Raw genomic sequence first — 15,740 nt, 5'->3', positions numbered from 1 at the left:
CTTCCGCTTCAGTCGTCGCGCCCTGGCGCGTCCGCGGAGTGATCCAGGCTCGACAGCGCATCCCGCGCCGCCGTCGCCCAACTCGCCGATCCCGCGCGTTCGGCGACGGTCAAGGCATGCCGGTAGTGCTGTTCGGCCTCCGCCGGGCGTCCCAGGGCGATCGCGAGTTCCCCCAGATACCACGCCACCGGCCGTAGGGTCAGCAGGCCGCTGCCCGCCCCCGCGAGTTCTTCTGCAGCGGGGGCCAGTTCCGTCGCCAGCCGTTGCATCGTCGGCCGATCACCGCTCGCGATGGCGTGCATGGCCTGCAGGCAGGTACGGGCCTCGAACAGCAGGTCGCGGGGCGAATCGGGGACGGCGACTCGGGCCGCTCCATCGGCGCGAGTCGCCGCGTTGCGCTGGTACGCATCGGGCTGGAGTGCCGGGCGGCACCAAGGCCGATACGGACCACAGTCGCAGGCCGCATCGGTTCTCGGCTCCGCTCCTGCGTGCGCGAATTGTGTGCAGTACAGGGCGAATCCCAGGATCCCCTCGTCCAATCCCGCCATTCCCGTGCCCACCAAGCGCGCGGCGGCAGCCCGATAGCGGACGATGGCGTCGGGGACAGCATCCTGGATCGTGCAGCGCAGGGCGCGATACCAGTCGGTGAACACCCCCACCAGCGGGATCTGATAGTCCACGCCGAGCCGGTCGACGATCTCGGTGTGGCGATCGGCGGCGACCAGATCCGCGAGCGCGGCATGGGCCTGAATCAGCACCAGGTGCCCGAGCACCTCGTAACTCACCAGTCCGTTGGCACGAGCCACCTCGACCAGTTCGCGCCCGATGCGCACCCGGCTCGGCGCCAGCCCGGCCCGCTCGAACGACTGCAGGAATCGGGCATTGAGCGCGAAGGCGAGCAACGCCGGGTCGCCCAGCTCGCGGGCGAGTTCCTCGGCCTCGCAGGCGGCCTGCCTGCCTCGGGCGCCTCCTGCGCTGCGCAGTTCCACGGCGATCGTGGCCAGCAACCGAGCGCGTAGCGCGGTCCGTCCCGAGGGCAGGACCGGCAGTGTCTCCTGTGCGATGGTCGCGATGCGCGCAGCGAGTGCGGGGTCGTCGTTGTCGGGCCAGATCGCGGGCACGTCGAACGACACGATCACCTCGGCGATCGCCTCGGGATCGTTCAGATCTTCGACGAGGGTGATCGCCTCGGCTCGATACCGCCGTGCCTCGGCGAGATCCCCGGTCACCGCCAGGGTTCGGACCAAGCCCATGCTCAAAGCAAGGCGCAGTCGCACGTCCCCGGCAGGGGACTGCTCGTAGGCGGTCAGCGCGGTCCGCCAGAACCAGGCGGCTCGATGCGACTCGTACCGGGATTCGGCGTTCTCCGCCGCGAGCCGCGCGTAGTGCACCACCCGATCCACGGTCGCCGGGTTCTCGGCTAGGCGGAAGTGTTCGGCCAACGCCTCGACCTCGATGGGTCGGGCCCGCTCGATCGCGGCTGCCGCGATGCCGTGCCAGTGGGCACGTCGCGAACGCGAGATGTCCTCGTACACGGTGTCCCGGACCAGGCTGTGGGCGAAGCGAAAGCGACCGGGACCGAGCTCGACGAGGAATCCACGGCGAGCGGCGTCCTCCGCGGCGTCCAACAGTAGGTCGGCGTCGGCGGACATCGCGCGGAGCAGGTCGAGGTCGAGATCGGATCCGAGTACCGAGGCATGGCGGAGGAGGGTTCGGACCGCTTCGGGGGCCGAACCCATCCGGTGCTGCACCACGGCGCGGACTCCCCATGGCACGGCGGACAGGCCTTCCAGTCCTTCCGTGTCGAGGAGACGGGCGAGTTCGCGCACGAAGAACGGGTTACCGCCGCTGCGCCGATGGATGGTCCCGGCTGTTGCGGCGTCCACGGTCCGACGGAGCAGCCGATTCACCAGTTCGGACACCTCTTCCGCCGCCAGTCCGGTGAGGTAGATCCGAGCAGGCTCTGTCCGGGCGACCCGGCCGAGCAGTTCCGTCAATTCCCCGGAGACCTCGGTGGTGCGGTAGGTGGCGATCAGCAGGATCGGAGCGGGAAGCGGTTCGGTGACCATCGCGGCCAGCAGGGCCAGCGTCTCGGTGTCCGCCCAGTGCAGGTCATCCAGTACCAACGCGAGCGGGGTGTCCTGGGCGATCCGGACCAGGAAGTCGCCGATCGCGCGATGCCAGCGGAATCTGGCGGCCTTCGGGTCCGCAGTGTCGATGAGCGGTGCGGGAACGGGAGTCGTGCCGGTCGCGGCCAGGGTGTCCAGGATGCGATGCCACGGCCAGGCCGCCGGCACGCCCTCGTGATCCGGATTACGTCCCCAGGCCACGATCCAGCCCTCGGCGCCGAGTCGTTCGGTGAAGGACTCCACCAGTGCGGTCTTACCTGCCCCGGCCTCCCCGGAGACCAGCGCGACGCCCCGCTGCCGCTTCGTGTGAACGGCCGTCGACTCGGCTGTTAGCGCGCCGGTCTCCGTCCCGCGGCCGATCAGCTCCGAGTCCGGGGATGCCGGCGCGGGTTCGACGATCCTCACGACGGCGGGAGCGGGGACGGTCGACAGGTGCGGGGCGTGCGCGAGGATGTCGGATTCGATCTGGCGCAGGGCCGGGCCCGGGTCCACGCCGAGGTCCTCGACGAGCAGCCGTCGGGCCCGCCGCAACACGCCCAGCGCGTCGCCCTGGCGTCCGGCCCGATACAGCGTCAGTGCCAGCAATCGCCAGCTGCTCTCCCGCCAGGGCTGCTGCGCGAGCTCGGCTTCCAGGCTCGGAACCGCCTCCGCCGCGCGGCCGAGGGCCGAGAGTGCCTCGGCTCGCTGTTCCACCGCAAGCAGGCGTAGCTCGTCGAGGTTGGCGATCGCCTCTCGAGCCCAGCCCGCGTCGGCGAACTCGCTGTAGGCAGGTCCCCGCCACCAGCCCAATGCCGTGTCGAGCCTGTCCAACGCGGCCGCCGCCCGATGGTGTTCGAGTAGTTCTCGGCTGCGAGCCACCTCGCTCTCGAATCTGCCTGCGTCGACCGCATCCGGCTCGGCCCGCAGGGCGTAGCCGGATGCCACCGTCACCAACAGCCGCGCCGGAGTCCTCGGGGGCCGGTCGGGTTCCAGGGACCGTCGCAGTGTGGCGATGAAGGTCTGGACGGCTCCCACCGCGCCGCTCGGGGGTGTCTCCCACAGGTCGTCGATCAACAAGTCCCTCGGTACGACCCGCCCCTTGGCGACCAGCAGCCGCGCCACCACCGCACGATGGCGGGGGCCCTTCAGATCCACCGGGCCCCGTTCCTCCTCGGCGACGAGAGGTCCGAGCACACCGAAACGAATCGATGAGGTCATCCGCTCGCTCTCGTCGGGTCGGCATCGAGGGCCGATGCCTGCACAGCGGCATCGCCGGTACCGCACTGTAGTGCGGTCCGACGTGCGTTCGCCGGAGACGGGCCACCGTCGAAGCGGCCTGCCGAGGCGCGCTGACCGAATGCTGATTCCCTGCTGACCGAGGTCCCCGACGCTGTCCTCGGAAGTACGAAGTACACCCGGCAAGGAAGGCAGCACATGCGTATCAGCGGTTTCGACTATCAGCGGGTGACCGTCGCCGACGATGTGGCTCTCAACGTCGCGGTGGGCGGTTCCGGACCGCCGATCGTGTTGTTGCACGGATTCCCGCAGACCCATCTGATGTGGCGGCATGTCGCCGCCGATCTGGCCGCCGATCACACCGTGATCTGTCCCGACCTCCGGGGATACGGCGCCAGCGACAAGCCCGTCGACCCCACCGGGCAGGCCTATGCCAAGCGGGTGATGGCCGCCGACGTCGTGGCGGCGGCGCGCGCACTGGGGCATTCCCGCTTCGCACTCGCGGGCCATGATCGGGGCGCGCTGGTCGCCATCCGCGCCGGCCTGGACCACCCCGACGCGGTCAGCCACCTCGCGTCGCTGGACGTTCTGCCGACCCTGGATATGTGGGACGTTCTGCACGGCGTGACCGCAGCCGTGGCTTTCCACCTCTACCTGATGGCGCAGCCTCCCGGCTTGGCCGAGACGCTGATCGGCAACGCCCCGGACGAGTTCTTCGGCCACTTCCTCGATATCTGGGCGCAGAACCCGGAGCTGTTCCCGGCCGAGATCCGGGCCGCCTACCTCCAAGCCTCTCGGGAGGCGGTGCCGTCGATCGTCGCCGATTACCGGGCCTCGGCGAATATCGACGTCGAGCACGACACGGTGGACCGGGAGGCCGGAAACCGGCTCCGGATGCCGGTCACCGTGCTGCAACAGGATTGGGGCGCGGCCCTCGGTTACGAGGCGGCCCAGCGTTGGGAGGCCTGGGCTGCGGACCTGGAGCATCGGACCGTGTCCAGTGGTCATTTCATGGCCGAGGAGTCCCCCGCCGAGGTGGTCGAGGCTTTGCGTGCCCTACTGAGTAGGTAATCGGTCCGCATTGGTGGTCCCGGTCCGGTCGGTGCCTGAGGTGCCGTCCGGATCCGGGGCCTTCTTTTCATCCACCACTGAAACAACAGTGCACCCTGCCAACTTCACCTATCGGTCACTTATGTGACCGATCCATTTCGGAAGGTAACCATCGCCGGCTAACCTCGCCGGTGTGGAAATCGGAGTGAACGTGCCGAACTACGGGCCGGGCACCGACCCCGGCGTCCTGCGATCCTGGGCGCACACGGTCGAAGGGCTCGGCTTCGATCACCTGATGATCTCGGATCATCTCGCGATCACCCCTGATGTCGCGGCACAGTACCCAGCGCCGTTCTACGAGCCCTTCACCACGCTGTCCTGGTTCGCGGGCTTCACGAGTCGGGTGCGGCTGGGGACCACCGTGTTGATCCTGCCCTACCGACATCCGCTACACGTGGCACGCTCGGCCGCCAATCTGCAGGCGTTCAGCGGCGGACGGTTCGTGCTCGGCGTCGGCATCGGATGGGCCCGCCAGGAGTTCGACGCCTTAGGCATTCGGTTCGACCGGCGCGGCGCGATCACCGACGACCATCTGCGCCGCCTCCGCACCGCATGGAAGAACACCGACGACTATCGGTGCGGGCACATACCGATCTGGGTCGGAGGCAACAGCGACGCGGCACTGCGCCGATCCGTGCTGCTCGGCGACGCCTGGCATCCGTACCACTTCACGATGCCCTGGTGGCAGGACTCGGTCGAACGTCTGCGCGTGCGCGCTGCAGCCCTCGGACATCCGGTGCCGCAACTCGCACCTCGTATCAAGCTGCGCCTCACCGAGACCCCGATCACCACGCCGGAACGCCTCGCGGGCGAAGGCACGATCGATCAGGTCGCGGCCGACCTCGAAGACCTGCGCCGCAGCGGCGCGGCCGCCGTCACGCTCGACACGTACAACGGGGACCCAACGGAGACCCGACGTCCTGCGGACGCCTTCCGGTTCCTCGCCGCCGTGGCCGCGATCAGACCTCCCGGTGTCGGGATGGAGAGTTGACGGTGGAAGGGCCTCGAGTTCGGCCTACGGCGGCCTCAACGCGCCTCGGCGAGCTCACCGACGACCGCATCGCTCAACTCGGGCCAGACCTTCAACGCCCACCTGCCGAACACCCGATCGGTGAGGGCGATGCATGCGGCCCCGGCCACCGGATCGACCCAGAGGAAGGTCCCCGACTGGCCGAAGTGGCCGAAGGTCGACGGCGAATTGAGCGCACCGGTCCAGTGCGGCGACTTCTCGCCGCGAAGCTCGAAGCCCAGGCCCCAGTCGTTCGGGCGCTGCATACCCAGTCCGGGCAGCACGCCGTTCAACCCGGGGAAGACCACCGTGGTGGCCTCGTGCAGCAACTCCGTCGACACCAGTTGCGGATTCTGCAATTCGGCCGCGAACCGGGCGAGGTCGGCGGCGGTGGACATCGCCCCGGAGGCCGGGCTGCCCGGCAGGGTGGTGCTGGACATGCCCAGGGGCTCGAACACCGCCTCGGCCAGGTAGGCCGCGAACTCGATGCCCGAGGCGTCCTGCACCGCCGAGGTCAGCACCTCGAAGCCGGTGTTGGAGTAGATCCGCCTACTTCCGGGCTCGAAGTTCGAGGCGGCGTCGCCCTCGAATGCGAGTCCGGCGGTGTGGGCGATCAGATGGCGCAGCGTCGATCCGGGCGGACCGGCGGGCGTGTCCCATTCCACCGCGCCCTCCTCGACGGCGATCAGTACCGCGTAGGCGGTCAGCAGTTTGGTGACCGAGGCCAACGCATACACCCGATCCAGGTCACCGTGCTCGCCGAGCAGGGTTCCATCGGCGTTCACCACGGCGATCGTCCTGTTGTCGACGGGCCAGTCCGCCGCGATCTTCGGACTCTTCAACACGTTGCGCCTCTCCACGCGACAGACCCTACGAGGCGCGACGCGGCGCGCGTTCGGTCCCCCTCGTCCACCGGGGTCCGCCTCCCGCTCGGGTCCATCCGATGATGGCTCCGGCGCAGGCAGCCGTCGCGCCGCCCGACGTCGTCTCAGTCGTCGCCCTTCTCCTGGGTGTCCGCGTCGTCGGGTGTCTGCGACTCGGCATCGGCTGCCGCCCGCTCCTGCTTGAGGAGATCGTCCAGGCGTTTGAGCACCCGGAGCTGCGCGGGGTTGTACAACTCGATCAACGCCTGAGCCATCGTCCGCTGCGCTTCCTCCTTGCCCAGTCGGGAATGCGCGGTCGGATCCACCAGCGTCGGCTGTTCGGCCTGCGTCTTGCGGGCTATCGGGACCATTCGCTCGGCGAGCTGATCGATCGTGGACTCGTCGGCGTCCACGGACAGATACTCGAACTCGTGGGCGGTGTCGTCCCGCACGGCCAGCGCCTGGCTGAACTCCTCCAGAGCCGCCTCGCTGAAGATCGTCGAGTACATCATCAGCATGGACCGCTGGGTGTCGGTGAGGTCCCGGACGAATGGTTCGAACCCGGGCGGGGTGTCGGCGGTCGCACGATGGCGTCTGATCACCGCCAGCTCCGCGCGCACCCGGGTGAGGCGCTTGATCGTCGCCTCCAGCTCGGTGTCGAGCACGCGCAGTCCCTCGTCGGGGTCCTCACCGGCTCGGCCCATGGCGGCGACCTGTCCCAGCGGGATCCCGAGTGCGCTCATCCGCTTGATCTGCAGCAACCGAACGAGGTGCGAGACGGTGTAGTGCTTGTACCCGTTCGACGTCCGTTCGGGCTCGTCGAGCAACCCGATCTTGTGATAGTGCCGAACAGCGTTCACCGTGGTGTCCGCGAGCTCAGCGAGCTGTCGAGTGCTCCATGTCATCTGATGCCTTCCCCATCTCCGTCTGCCGCAACACGCCGACGCGGTCATCTCGGCGACCAGACCCACCAGGAGTGTTCTTCGAGACCCTGCTCGAGTTCAAGAATGCCAAGTGGGCGGCCAGGATGGCGGAAGGGGGCGTCCGGCGCGGCGAACAGCGGGTCGCACGCGCTCGGCCGTCTTCGATCACCTCGGGTGACGGATTCGGCGATCAGGCACCGAACAGCAGGGGAACCAGATAGACGAGCGAGAACGCCTCATAGATCGCACCGACGACGAACAGCAGCAATGCGGGCAGGCTCAGCCTGCCGAACTGTTGTAGTCCCCGGAGATAGCCCTGCCGCCGGTCACGAGCGTCGACGACGTCGGGACGCAGCCAGCACCTCCCGAGCAGGTAAGCACCCAGGGTCAGCAGGACGTAGGCCTGGAACTCGATCAGCAGTGTCAGGGCGTGCGGAATCAGGGTGAGCGCCACGGCGTCGTCGGTCGGCGCCAAGGTCATACCGATGTCGAAGGCTCGGTACGCGAATATCGCGATGCCTGCGAAGGGCACGATCATCGAGGGCAGCAGGATCGACAACACTCCGACGGTGAGAGTGTTGACGGCGAAGATGACCAGGGCGAACAGCCAGACGTTGGACAACAGTGAGACGACCAGGTCGGTTGTCCCATCGTCCTGCAGGTCGGTGAGCTGCTGTGCGGTCAGCTCGGGGAAGAGCAGTGCCACCCCGATCCCGATGAGGAAGGCGCCGTAGACGACGGCGTTCAGGACGAGATAGGCACCGAGATTGCTGCGGATGATCTGGAAGGACTTGCGAAGCGATCGCATTGGTCTGTGCTCCATGGTCGGGTGGTGATGAGACGCGGTCCGCCGCGCCTCATCACCACCTCAGACCATGTGCCGGGCACAGGGTCAAACTGACTCGTAGCCGGTCGATCGGGTTCACCAGCGTGGACAGCACATACGTTCGGACCGATTGCCCGTCGCCATCGGCGGCATCGTGATCTGGTTGATCCGGCGTCGAGTCCGCTGGACTTCGGGCCCGTGTTCCCGAGCGTTCCCCACGGCACCATGGATCAGCCTGCTCGGCGCATCCGCTCGAACGGAATCAAGGCTCGACGTGCGCGACGTCGCGAGGACTCCCCGACGGCAGGCCGACCCACCCGGTCACGAATCGGCGCGGGCGGAGATCTGCTGCACGCCCCAGGTGTTTCCGTCCGGGTCTGCGAAGGAGACGAAGCCGACGTTGTCCAGGGACTCCCCCTCCTTGGGCGGCCGAGGCCCTGCGGGATCCCCCAGGAGCTGGATCTCGCTCACCTCGACCCCCCGTTCCACCAGCTCGGCCCGTGCGGCGCGGAGATCGGCCACCACTAGCTGCACGCCACGCAGTGAGCCGGGAGGCATATCGGTGATCCCCTCGCCCAGAACGATGGAGCACCCCGAACCCGGTGGGGTGAGCTGGACCAAGCGAGCACCCCCGCCCGGCTCGACGTCGTGATCGACGACGAAACCAAGCCCCTCGCTGTAGAACTCCTTGGCTCTGGCCACATCCGAGACCGGAACCGCGATCACTTCCAGCGTCCATTTCACAGTAGATTCCTCGATTCCCTCGAGTCGACGACATACCTCGGCAGCAACCGACGCCGCACGACCGTCCATCACGACTCGGCGACCGCCACTCTCGATCTTTCCCGGCAACACCGACAGTCCACCGCACCTGGCGGGAGCCGGGCCGGACGGTTCACCACCATTCGTCGAGCCCGTACCCGCCGCGCCCGCGCCACCGCGTCGGGCGGCCGCGGGGGGTATGCGGCCTGCAACAGTCGGCGGGCATCGTCACCGGGCCGCGGACCGAACGGCCCGCCCGCCGCCGCACCCGTCGTCCCCCGAGGTAGCCCGACCCACCCTGCCAACGCTCTGACCTGGCAAAAGCCAGGCCGTCTGCGTCGACAGCCGGTTCCCCGAGCCGCCTGCTCACCGAGGTACCGACCATCGCGTCGGCGCCGGAGACGATCAACGACGCGGCGAGACAGACACCGCACGGCATCCCGCTCTCCTCCCCCGGTCCGTCGAGGATGTCGAGGTCGGCGATCCGCAGTTCCTTCCCACACCGGGTACGCAATAGAGCGGGTGCCGGATCCGGCGGTGGGCTCACATGCACCAGTCGGCGGGGCTCGATGACAAGGTCGGAACGAAGCCGCACGAGCCGCACGGGCCCGAGTTCCCGAATAGTGGGCGGCGGCGGCCTGCGCCCTGCGGCGACCTCGCCGCAATCCCAGCAGAGGCGGAATCCCGGCGAGGCGATGCAGTGGTCCTCGGTGGCAGGCGGCCTACCCGCCACCAGCGACCGGCAACACAGGCTGACCACCAGGGTGCCCGGCTCCGGTCGGAATCCCGCGACGAGGTGCCGATCTCGACGCGAACCGCATTCGGACTGGGTGTCCTGCGCGAACCAGACGTCCCGATCGGCGATGCCGCCGTCCTCGACCGCCAGTTCGCCGGTCATCGGTTCGCCGCCGCGCGTGTCTCGGCGGCTCGAATCCTCGCCCAATCCTGTTTGGACGGGCTCCGGCGCCGTGGATGCGAATCGCGCCAGCGCTGCCACCAGCATTCGAGAGCGACGAAGACCAGTAACGCAATGCTTACCGAAGCCACCGTTGCGAAGATCTGATCCTCGAAGGCACTGAGCACTCTGCCTAGGAATGACCTGTTCATCGTCGCCTCCATGATCTCCAGGGCCGGGGGGAACCTATCGAAACCTGTGTGCAAAACCTGAATTCAAGATTGAAATTCAGCCTTCCGAGTGAGCCCGACGACATGGAGATGATCTTTGGGTACGGTGGGCGCCGAGAACCGCCCAAGCCAGGAAGGCAACGACCAGATGTCCCTCGGACCCACCGCTCGACGACGAAGGCTTGGCACATCGTTGGCGGAACTCCGATCCGAGGCACAACGCAGTCTCAACGAAGCCGCTGATCACATCGGATGCAGTGCGGGTAAGATCCGAAACTGGGAAGCCGGTCGTTCCGGAATCAAGAAGTTCGAGCTGACCGCACTGCTCGATTATTATCGGACGCCGCAGGCGGTGCGCGGCCTGCTCGAGGATCTCCGTCGCGAGGGCGCCCAACGCGGCTGGTGGTCGACCTATCGGCTGCCGGAATGGTTCAAACCCTATGTGGGGCTCGAACAGGCCGCCGTCGAGGTGCGCAATTTCGAGATCGAGTTGATTCCCGGGCTGCTGCAGACGAAGGCCTACGCCAGGGAGATCCACTCGGCTGGCACCCACATCACCGACCCCTCCGACGTGGAGAAACGGGTCGCCGCTCGCATGGAGCGCCAACAACGGCTGTGGGCGGACGAACCGCTTCGACTGAGCGCCGTGGTCAGCGAGGCCGCGCTGCACCGGCAGATCGGCGGAGCCGAGGTCATGGCGGAACAACTGCATCATCTGCGTAGTCTGGGCAGACTACCCAATGTGGTTCTGCAGATCCTGCCCAGCAGTGTGGGAACGCATCCGAGTCTTGCCGGTGGATTCACCTTCCTGCGGTTCGCCGAATCCGCGGATCCCGATGTGGGGTGGACGGAGAATCCACTCGGCGGCAATGTAATAGAGGATCGCGATGATGTGGCCACCCTGAGGACCATGTTCGACGAGCTGCAACGTCTTGCGTTGTCCAAGCGGGACTCGACTCGGCTGCTGGCTAGGATGCTCGCGGAATCCACGACTCCCTGAAAGGAAGCGACGCTGCGTGCATCCAGTGACGAGTGATCGGTGGCGAACCAGTAGCCGCAGTGCCAACGGTGGCCAATGCATCGAGGTAGGCCAGTTCCGCGACGTCGTCGGCATCCGCGATACCAAGAATCGTCAGGGCGGGGTGCTCACCGTCCCGCCGCGTGCCTTCGAGGCATTCCTCGCTGCCGCTAAACACGACCGGATCGGTTGACCTGCGCGCCGTATCGGATCGAGCCGACGAAGACCTCGCCGGTAATCGTCCCACGGCCAGCGCGGTAGCGAATCAGTTTCGAACAGATCGGGTTCGCCGGGAAATCGGACGATAGCCGCCGGTAATCCGATCGAGCAGTCCCCCCGATAACAGCAGTGGGCACGGGGACCAGCGACAATCACGGGAGCGGGCCGTGTGGCGGCCGAGCCCGCTCCCCATCAACCGGGCCATGCTCGATTCGGGCCGTCTCACACGAAGCGGCTGTGCTCACGCCTCTCTGTCCTGCCGCAGGCGAACCGCTGGCCGATGGGGCGATACCACTCGCAGACCGCCCTGGGCTGAGCAGGCGAGAGCCCGGCCAGACTTGCCGTATGGGTGTCTTGGATGGCAAAGCCGTGGTGATCACCGGAGCGGGCCGCGGACTTGGCAGGGCCTACGCTATGCATGCGGCGAACGAGGGCGCGTCGGTACTGGTCAACGATGTCGACGGCGAATTCGCTCACGAGGTGGCGATCGAGATCCGTTCGGCGGGCGGCATCGCGGTGGCCGACGATTGCTCGGTCGCCGATCCGGACCAGGCCCACGAGCTGATCGAGCGCGCTCTGCACAGTTTCGGAGCCATCGACGGACTGGTCAACAATGCCGCGCTGAACTATCAGGCACCCCCGTGGGAGATCGATCCCGAACGAATGCGCGCCCTGATCGAGGTCAACGTGTTGGGACCGCTGTACTGCGGGACGTCGGCTATCGCGGCGATGCGCGAGCAGCAGGCCGGCGGCTCGATCGTGAACATCGTCTCCGGCGCGATGCTGGGGCAACGCGGCGCTGCGGCGTACTCGGCGTCCAAGGGTGCGCTCGCCTCGACGACCTTCTCCTGGGCTGCCGAACTCGTGGGCACCGGAATCCGCGCGAACGGGGTCGCCCCACTGGCCTACACCAGGATGGTGCGGTCGGATGCGGCGAAACGCGCCTGTCCCCCGGAACTGACCCCGGAGCAGGTCGCACCCGTGGTGACCTACCTACTCAGCGACCTGTCGGCGGGCCTCACCGGGCAGATCATCCGCTTCGTCGGGGGCAAGATGCATCTTTTGCGGCAACCGGCGGTGAAACATCCGGTGGTGGAGCGGCCTCGGTGGGAGGTGGGCGATGTCGCTGCGGCCATGGCCGGGCCGTTGTCGAGCGCGCTGGAACCGGCGCCCCGGGTCCGCTGGGCGCTGTAGCGCGTCGCTCGCGCACCGAGGGGAGGCCGATCGACTGGTGACGACGCGCCGTGTCGGTCGAACCCGATGGCGGGTGCCCTTCGCCCTCGTGGCCCAGGAATCCGCCGCGGCGGGCGATCGACTCGTCGACCGTGTTCCGCGCGATCTCGATGCGCAACTCCGGCGGGACCGGCAGGTCGTATGGGGCATCGCGGCGGGCGGATCGCGCTGTCGGACCCGGTAGTACTCGGGACGTCCCAGGAGCGCTCGGGGTGTTGCTCCTGCATCGCTTCGTCGAGCAGCCGAGCATGGCTCGATGACGCGCACGCACGGCGAACGAGCGACCCCAAGCCAATCCCGAAACCCTGCTCGAGCACCGTACATAACTTGCGAGACATACAAGTCGACACTAATGTTCTCGATATGGCCGTCGTGTTCGCAGTACTGGCCGAGCCCGCCCGCCGTCGGATCATCGAGCTCCTGCTGGAACGGCCTCGGCCCGTGGGCGAACTCGTGGAACAGCTCGGTCTCTCGCAGCCAGGGACCTCGAAGCATCTCCGGGTGCTGCGCGAAGCGGGATTCGTCCGCCAACGCAAGGACGCGCAGCGCCGGGTCTACGAACTACACAGTGAACCGCTGATGGAGCTGGACCGCTGGCTCGCGCCCTATCGCCGAATGTGGGCGGATCGGCTGGACGATCTCGGCCGCCACCTCGACACGATGCCAGATCCTTGATCATCGATTCGGAAAGGACGATACATCCATGCTCGGAACCCTGACTCCCACCGAGGACGGCCGTTTCGCACTCCGCTTCGAACGGACCTTCGCGCATTCACCGGAGAAGGTGTGGCGGGCGATCACCGAGACCGAGGAACTGAAGGGATGGTTCCCCGCCGTCGTAGACCTCACTCGACCCGAGGGTGAGACGGTCGTGTTCGAGTTCCCCAATGGGCAGGCACCCACCACCGAGGGTCGGATCATCCGCTCGGATCCACCTAGGACGCTCGAGTACACCTGGGGCGACGAGCTGCTGCGTTGGGAACTGACGCCGCAGGGCGACGGCTGCCACGCGGTGTTCACCAACGTCTTCGACGAGCGAGAGAGTGGGGTGCCCACCGGCGCCGGTTGGCATGCGGGCCTAGAGGTTCTCGCGGCCCGACTGGACGGCCGCGAAGTCGGCTGGGCACCGATGGACCGCGCAGGCGAGCTGACGCAGAAGTACGCCGCCGTTTTCGGCTGATGAGCGATCACGTACCGGTTCTCCCCGTTGGATAGGCCCCCGAGGGGGCCTATCCATGGCGTCTCGACGCCGCCCGCGTGGGTTCGATCAGGAGGTGCCGAGTCCGGCCAACGCTTCTCGCTCGGTCATGCCCATGAAATAGACGATCTCCTCGTGGTTCGTGGACCCGATGAAGTTCTCAGCGCCTGCGCGGTAGTAGAGGTCGACGGTGACCGGGCCGGACGCGACGTCCTTGCCCTGTCTGGTGCGTAATCCCTCGACGACCGAGGGCACGTCGTGCCGGAGCGAGACCTGGCTCCGGACGAAGTACCGAGCGCCGTGCAGTTCGACCTCCGGGAGCATCTCCAGCGGCGTGCTCGAATCCGGGTGGTCATAGTGCGGATGGGTCAGCAGGTCGTACCGGAAGATCTCATCCAGCAGATCCGCGTGCTCGGCGGGTAGCAACGGTCGGATGTCCTCCTGCCACCAGCGCAGCAACATCCGTTTGGCCTCGGGGTGTCCGAGCAGGTAGCTGACGGCGTCCCCGAAAGCGACGTCGCTGCTGGCCGCCCTGACGACGGCGTCGCGCAACGGCTCGGCCCCCGACTCGTCGGTCCGCTCGGTCCAGGCGTCCAAGCCGCGCAGCACCTGTGACTGCGTCAACTCGGTGAGCTCTCGAATACCGATCCACACATGACGCAGGACGGCGTTCTCCGCCATCACCCTGGTCCAGAACAGGAACCGCTTGATCTCCCGGTTCTCCACCTGAGTCATCGTGTTGTGCGACAGGATGTACTCGAAATCGTCGTCATCGCCGCGTACCGAGACGATTCCGTACTCCTGCTTCTTCTCGGTGTACTCGGTGTTGGGCAACAGGTGCAGCGGATAGACCGCGATTCGAGAGACATGCCGGGATAATCTGTCGTATCCCGTCAGGAAGGACTCGACGGTCTCCCCAGGTGCACCCCAGATCAACTCGGCGTAACAGTCGAGTCCTTCCTTGTCCAACCAACGCGCGAGGTCCTCCCAGTCATTGACCTTCATGTTGCGTCTGTTCATCGTGCTCAGCGCGTCGCTGCTGAGGGTCTGCAGCGCGAGGGTGAACGAACTACGCAGGCCGGTACGTTTCATCGTCCGGACGATGTCGTAGAACAGTGGAGACTTGTTCTTGGCCCACGACGTCTCCAAAGCCCGCGGGAACCCATAGATCTCGCGGACGGCGATCATGTCCTCCACGAACTCCCGGTCGATCGGCAGGATGCCGAAGTTCGCATCGCACAGCACGATGGTGTGCACCTTGTGCTTGGCGAACAGTTCGAGCTCGGCACGCAACCGCTCGCGGGAGAAGGCCCGGATGCGCTGGCCGACCGCGCCGCCCCAGTAGCAGAACGAGCACTTATACGGGCACCCTCGGTTGGTCTCCATCAAGGCGACGTCGTAGCGGAACCGACCCTCGCTGTCGGTCAGTTCGATAGCACCGGTGAGGAACGGCGACGGGATGGCGTCGAGGTCGTCGATTCGGTCGCGCGGCAGAGTGGTCACGACCTCCCCGTCCTCGGCGCGGAACGAGATGCCCGCGATGGTCGACAGCCGATGTGGCGTCCTCCCATCGAGCCACGCGGTCAGCAGGTCGCGCAGGACGAACTCGCCCTCGCCGTTGACGACGACGTCTACCTCCGGGAACAACCGGAAGGTGCGCGGCGCCTGATTCGCCACATGGGTGCCGCCGAAGACGACCCAGCCCTGCGGGTTGATCTGCTTGAAAGTCTCGGCCAACGCGCCGAACTCACGGAAGTTCCACCCCAGAACGGAGAAGGCGAGCACGTCGGGCGGGTCTTCGGCGAACAGCTCCTGGGCCATCTTGACGAGCCGGTCGCCGCCTCGGAAGTTCTTGATGCTGATGTCCGCGTGCGCGCGCACGTGGTCGTCGGACAATGCCGCCGCCTTGAGATACCCCGCCGCCAACGGCATCGACTCCAACGGGAGGTCCCAGACACCTTGCTGCACGATGCACACCGAAAGCCTTTTGTTGCGCTCCATCCACGGTCCCCCTGGGCATCTGTCTGGGTGCGGTGCGGTCCGCACGCCTTGGCACAAGCTAATGGAAACTGCCTCGCCGACATCGGGTTTTCGACCATTTAATTGCCGT

The 15,740-nt window shown here is 67.0% G+C and carries 15 protein-coding genes; 8 read left to right on the top strand and 7 right to left on the bottom strand.

Features of this window, described 5'->3' with window-relative positions; all coding sequences use genetic code 11:
• Positions 1-8: 8 nt before the first annotated feature.
• On the bottom strand, positions 9-3,326 hold the full coding sequence (locus BKA25_RS12140) for an ATP-binding protein (RefSeq protein WP_069849745.1): 3,318 nt from the start codon (positions 3,324-3,326) through the stop codon (positions 9-11).
• A 216-nt stretch (positions 3,327-3,542) separates the two neighbouring features.
• Here BKA25_RS12140 and BKA25_RS12135 point away from each other — a divergent pair, with 216 nt between their 5' ends.
• A complete protein-coding gene (locus tag BKA25_RS12135; RefSeq protein ID WP_069849747.1) occupies positions 3,543-4,415 on the top strand; it encodes an alpha/beta fold hydrolase in 873 nt (290 codons plus the stop codon).
• Between the two features lie 172 nt (positions 4,416-4,587).
• Positions 4,588-5,445 (top strand): LLM class flavin-dependent oxidoreductase, encoded by an 858-nt coding sequence (locus BKA25_RS12130; RefSeq protein WP_069849749.1) that lies wholly within the window; start codon positions 4,588-4,590, stop codon positions 5,443-5,445.
• A 35-nt stretch (positions 5,446-5,480) separates the two neighbouring features.
• Here the strand turns inward: BKA25_RS12130 and BKA25_RS12125 are convergent, their stop codons facing one another.
• The 5 genes from BKA25_RS12125 to BKA25_RS12105 all read right to left on the bottom strand — a co-directional run bounded on the left by BKA25_RS12125 (position 5,481) and on the right by BKA25_RS12105 (position 9,735).
• A complete protein-coding gene (locus tag BKA25_RS12125) occupies positions 5,481-6,305 on the bottom strand; it encodes a serine hydrolase domain-containing protein (RefSeq protein WP_069853733.1) in 825 nt (274 codons plus the stop codon).
• 146 nt (positions 6,306-6,451) lie between these two features.
• Positions 6,452-7,231: a helix-turn-helix domain-containing protein gene (locus BKA25_RS12120; protein WP_069849751.1), complete on the bottom strand. Its 780-nt coding sequence runs from the start codon at positions 7,229-7,231 to the stop codon at positions 6,452-6,454.
• A 208-nt stretch (positions 7,232-7,439) separates the two neighbouring features.
• On the bottom strand, positions 7,440-8,057 hold the full coding sequence (locus tag BKA25_RS12115; RefSeq protein ID WP_069849753.1) for a stage II sporulation protein M: 618 nt from the start codon (positions 8,055-8,057) through the stop codon (positions 7,440-7,442).
• A gap of 339 nt (positions 8,058-8,396) precedes the next feature.
• Positions 8,397-8,819: a VOC family protein gene (locus BKA25_RS12110; RefSeq protein WP_069849755.1), complete on the bottom strand. Its 423-nt coding sequence runs from the start codon at positions 8,817-8,819 to the stop codon at positions 8,397-8,399.
• A gap of 151 nt (positions 8,820-8,970) precedes the next feature.
• Positions 8,971-9,735 carry a hypothetical protein gene (locus BKA25_RS12105; protein WP_157421095.1) on the bottom strand — a complete coding sequence of 255 codons (765 nt, stop codon included), beginning with the start codon at positions 9,733-9,735 and terminating at the stop codon, positions 8,971-8,973.
• A gap of 375 nt (positions 9,736-10,110) precedes the next feature.
• On the opposite strand from BKA25_RS12105, the gene BKA25_RS12100 reads away from it, so the two are divergent.
• From BKA25_RS12100 to BKA25_RS12075, 6 genes are all read left to right on the top strand, one after another.
• A complete protein-coding gene (locus BKA25_RS12100; RefSeq protein WP_069853734.1) occupies positions 10,111-10,962 on the top strand; it encodes a helix-turn-helix domain-containing protein in 852 nt (283 codons plus the stop codon).
• Between the two features lie 16 nt (positions 10,963-10,978).
• A complete protein-coding gene (locus tag BKA25_RS27755) occupies positions 10,979-11,173 on the top strand; it encodes a DUF397 domain-containing protein (protein ID WP_069849759.1) in 195 nt (64 codons plus the stop codon).
• A 371-nt stretch (positions 11,174-11,544) separates the two neighbouring features.
• Positions 11,545-12,393: an SDR family NAD(P)-dependent oxidoreductase gene (locus tag BKA25_RS12090; protein ID WP_069849761.1), complete on the top strand. Its 849-nt coding sequence runs from the start codon at positions 11,545-11,547 to the stop codon at positions 12,391-12,393.
• Positions 12,394-12,430: 37 nt separating this feature from the next.
• Complete coding sequence (locus tag BKA25_RS12085; protein ID WP_069849763.1) at positions 12,431-12,616, top strand: hypothetical protein; 186 nt, start codon at positions 12,431-12,433, stop codon at positions 12,614-12,616.
• 179 nt (positions 12,617-12,795) lie between these two features.
• The gene (locus BKA25_RS12080) at positions 12,796-13,107 is read left to right on the top strand and encodes an ArsR/SmtB family transcription factor (protein ID WP_069849765.1); all 312 of its coding nucleotides are present in this window, start codon (positions 12,796-12,798) and stop codon (positions 13,105-13,107) included.
• A 28-nt stretch (positions 13,108-13,135) separates the two neighbouring features.
• A complete protein-coding gene (locus tag BKA25_RS12075) occupies positions 13,136-13,612 on the top strand; it encodes an SRPBCC family protein (RefSeq protein ID WP_069849779.1) in 477 nt (158 codons plus the stop codon).
• 87 nt (positions 13,613-13,699) lie between these two features.
• Here the strand turns inward: BKA25_RS12075 and BKA25_RS12070 are convergent, their stop codons facing one another.
• Positions 13,700-15,631, bottom strand: a complete 1,932-nt coding sequence (locus BKA25_RS12070) for a KedN5 family methylcobalamin-dependent radical SAM C-methyltransferase (RefSeq protein ID WP_069849781.1) — start codon at positions 15,629-15,631, stop codon at positions 13,700-13,702.
• Positions 15,632-15,740 lie beyond the last annotated feature (109 nt).

It is taken from the genome of Actinoalloteichus hymeniacidonis, assembly GCF_014203365.1.
Lineage (GTDB): Bacteria > Actinomycetota > Actinomycetes > Mycobacteriales > Pseudonocardiaceae > Actinoalloteichus_A > Actinoalloteichus_A hymeniacidonis.
Note: the sequence above shows the minus strand (reverse complement) of the source record. Positions and strands in the feature narration are given on the sequence as shown.

Excerpts from the sequence above, each read along its gene's own strand:
- BKA25_RS12140 (WP_069849745.1), bottom strand. The coding sequence starts at position 3,326 with ATGACCTCATCGATTCGTTTCGGTGTGCTCGGACCTCTCGTCGCCGAG.
- BKA25_RS12135 (WP_069849747.1), top strand. The coding sequence starts at position 3,543 with ATGCGTATCAGCGGTTTCGACTATCAGCGGGTGACCGTCGCCGACGAT.
- BKA25_RS12120 (WP_069849751.1), bottom strand. The coding sequence starts at position 7,231 with ATGACATGGAGCACTCGACAGCTCGCTGAGCTCGCGGACACCACGGTG.
- BKA25_RS12115 (WP_069849753.1), bottom strand. The coding sequence starts at position 8,057 with ATGCGATCGCTTCGCAAGTCCTTCCAGATCATCCGCAGCAATCTCGGT.
- BKA25_RS12105 (WP_157421095.1), bottom strand. The coding sequence starts at position 9,735 with ATGACCGGCGAACTGGCGGTCGAGGACGGCGGCATCGCCGATCGGGAC.
- BKA25_RS12100 (WP_069853734.1), top strand. The coding sequence starts at position 10,111 with ATGTCCCTCGGACCCACCGCTCGACGACGAAGGCTTGGCACATCGTTG.
- BKA25_RS12090 (WP_069849761.1), top strand. The coding sequence starts at position 11,545 with ATGGGTGTCTTGGATGGCAAAGCCGTGGTGATCACCGGAGCGGGCCGC.
- BKA25_RS12080 (WP_069849765.1), top strand. The coding sequence starts at position 12,796 with ATGGCCGTCGTGTTCGCAGTACTGGCCGAGCCCGCCCGCCGTCGGATC.
- BKA25_RS12075 (WP_069849779.1), top strand. The coding sequence starts at position 13,136 with ATGCTCGGAACCCTGACTCCCACCGAGGACGGCCGTTTCGCACTCCGC.
- BKA25_RS12070 (WP_069849781.1), bottom strand. The coding sequence starts at position 15,631 with ATGGAGCGCAACAAAAGGCTTTCGGTGTGCATCGTGCAGCAAGGTGTC.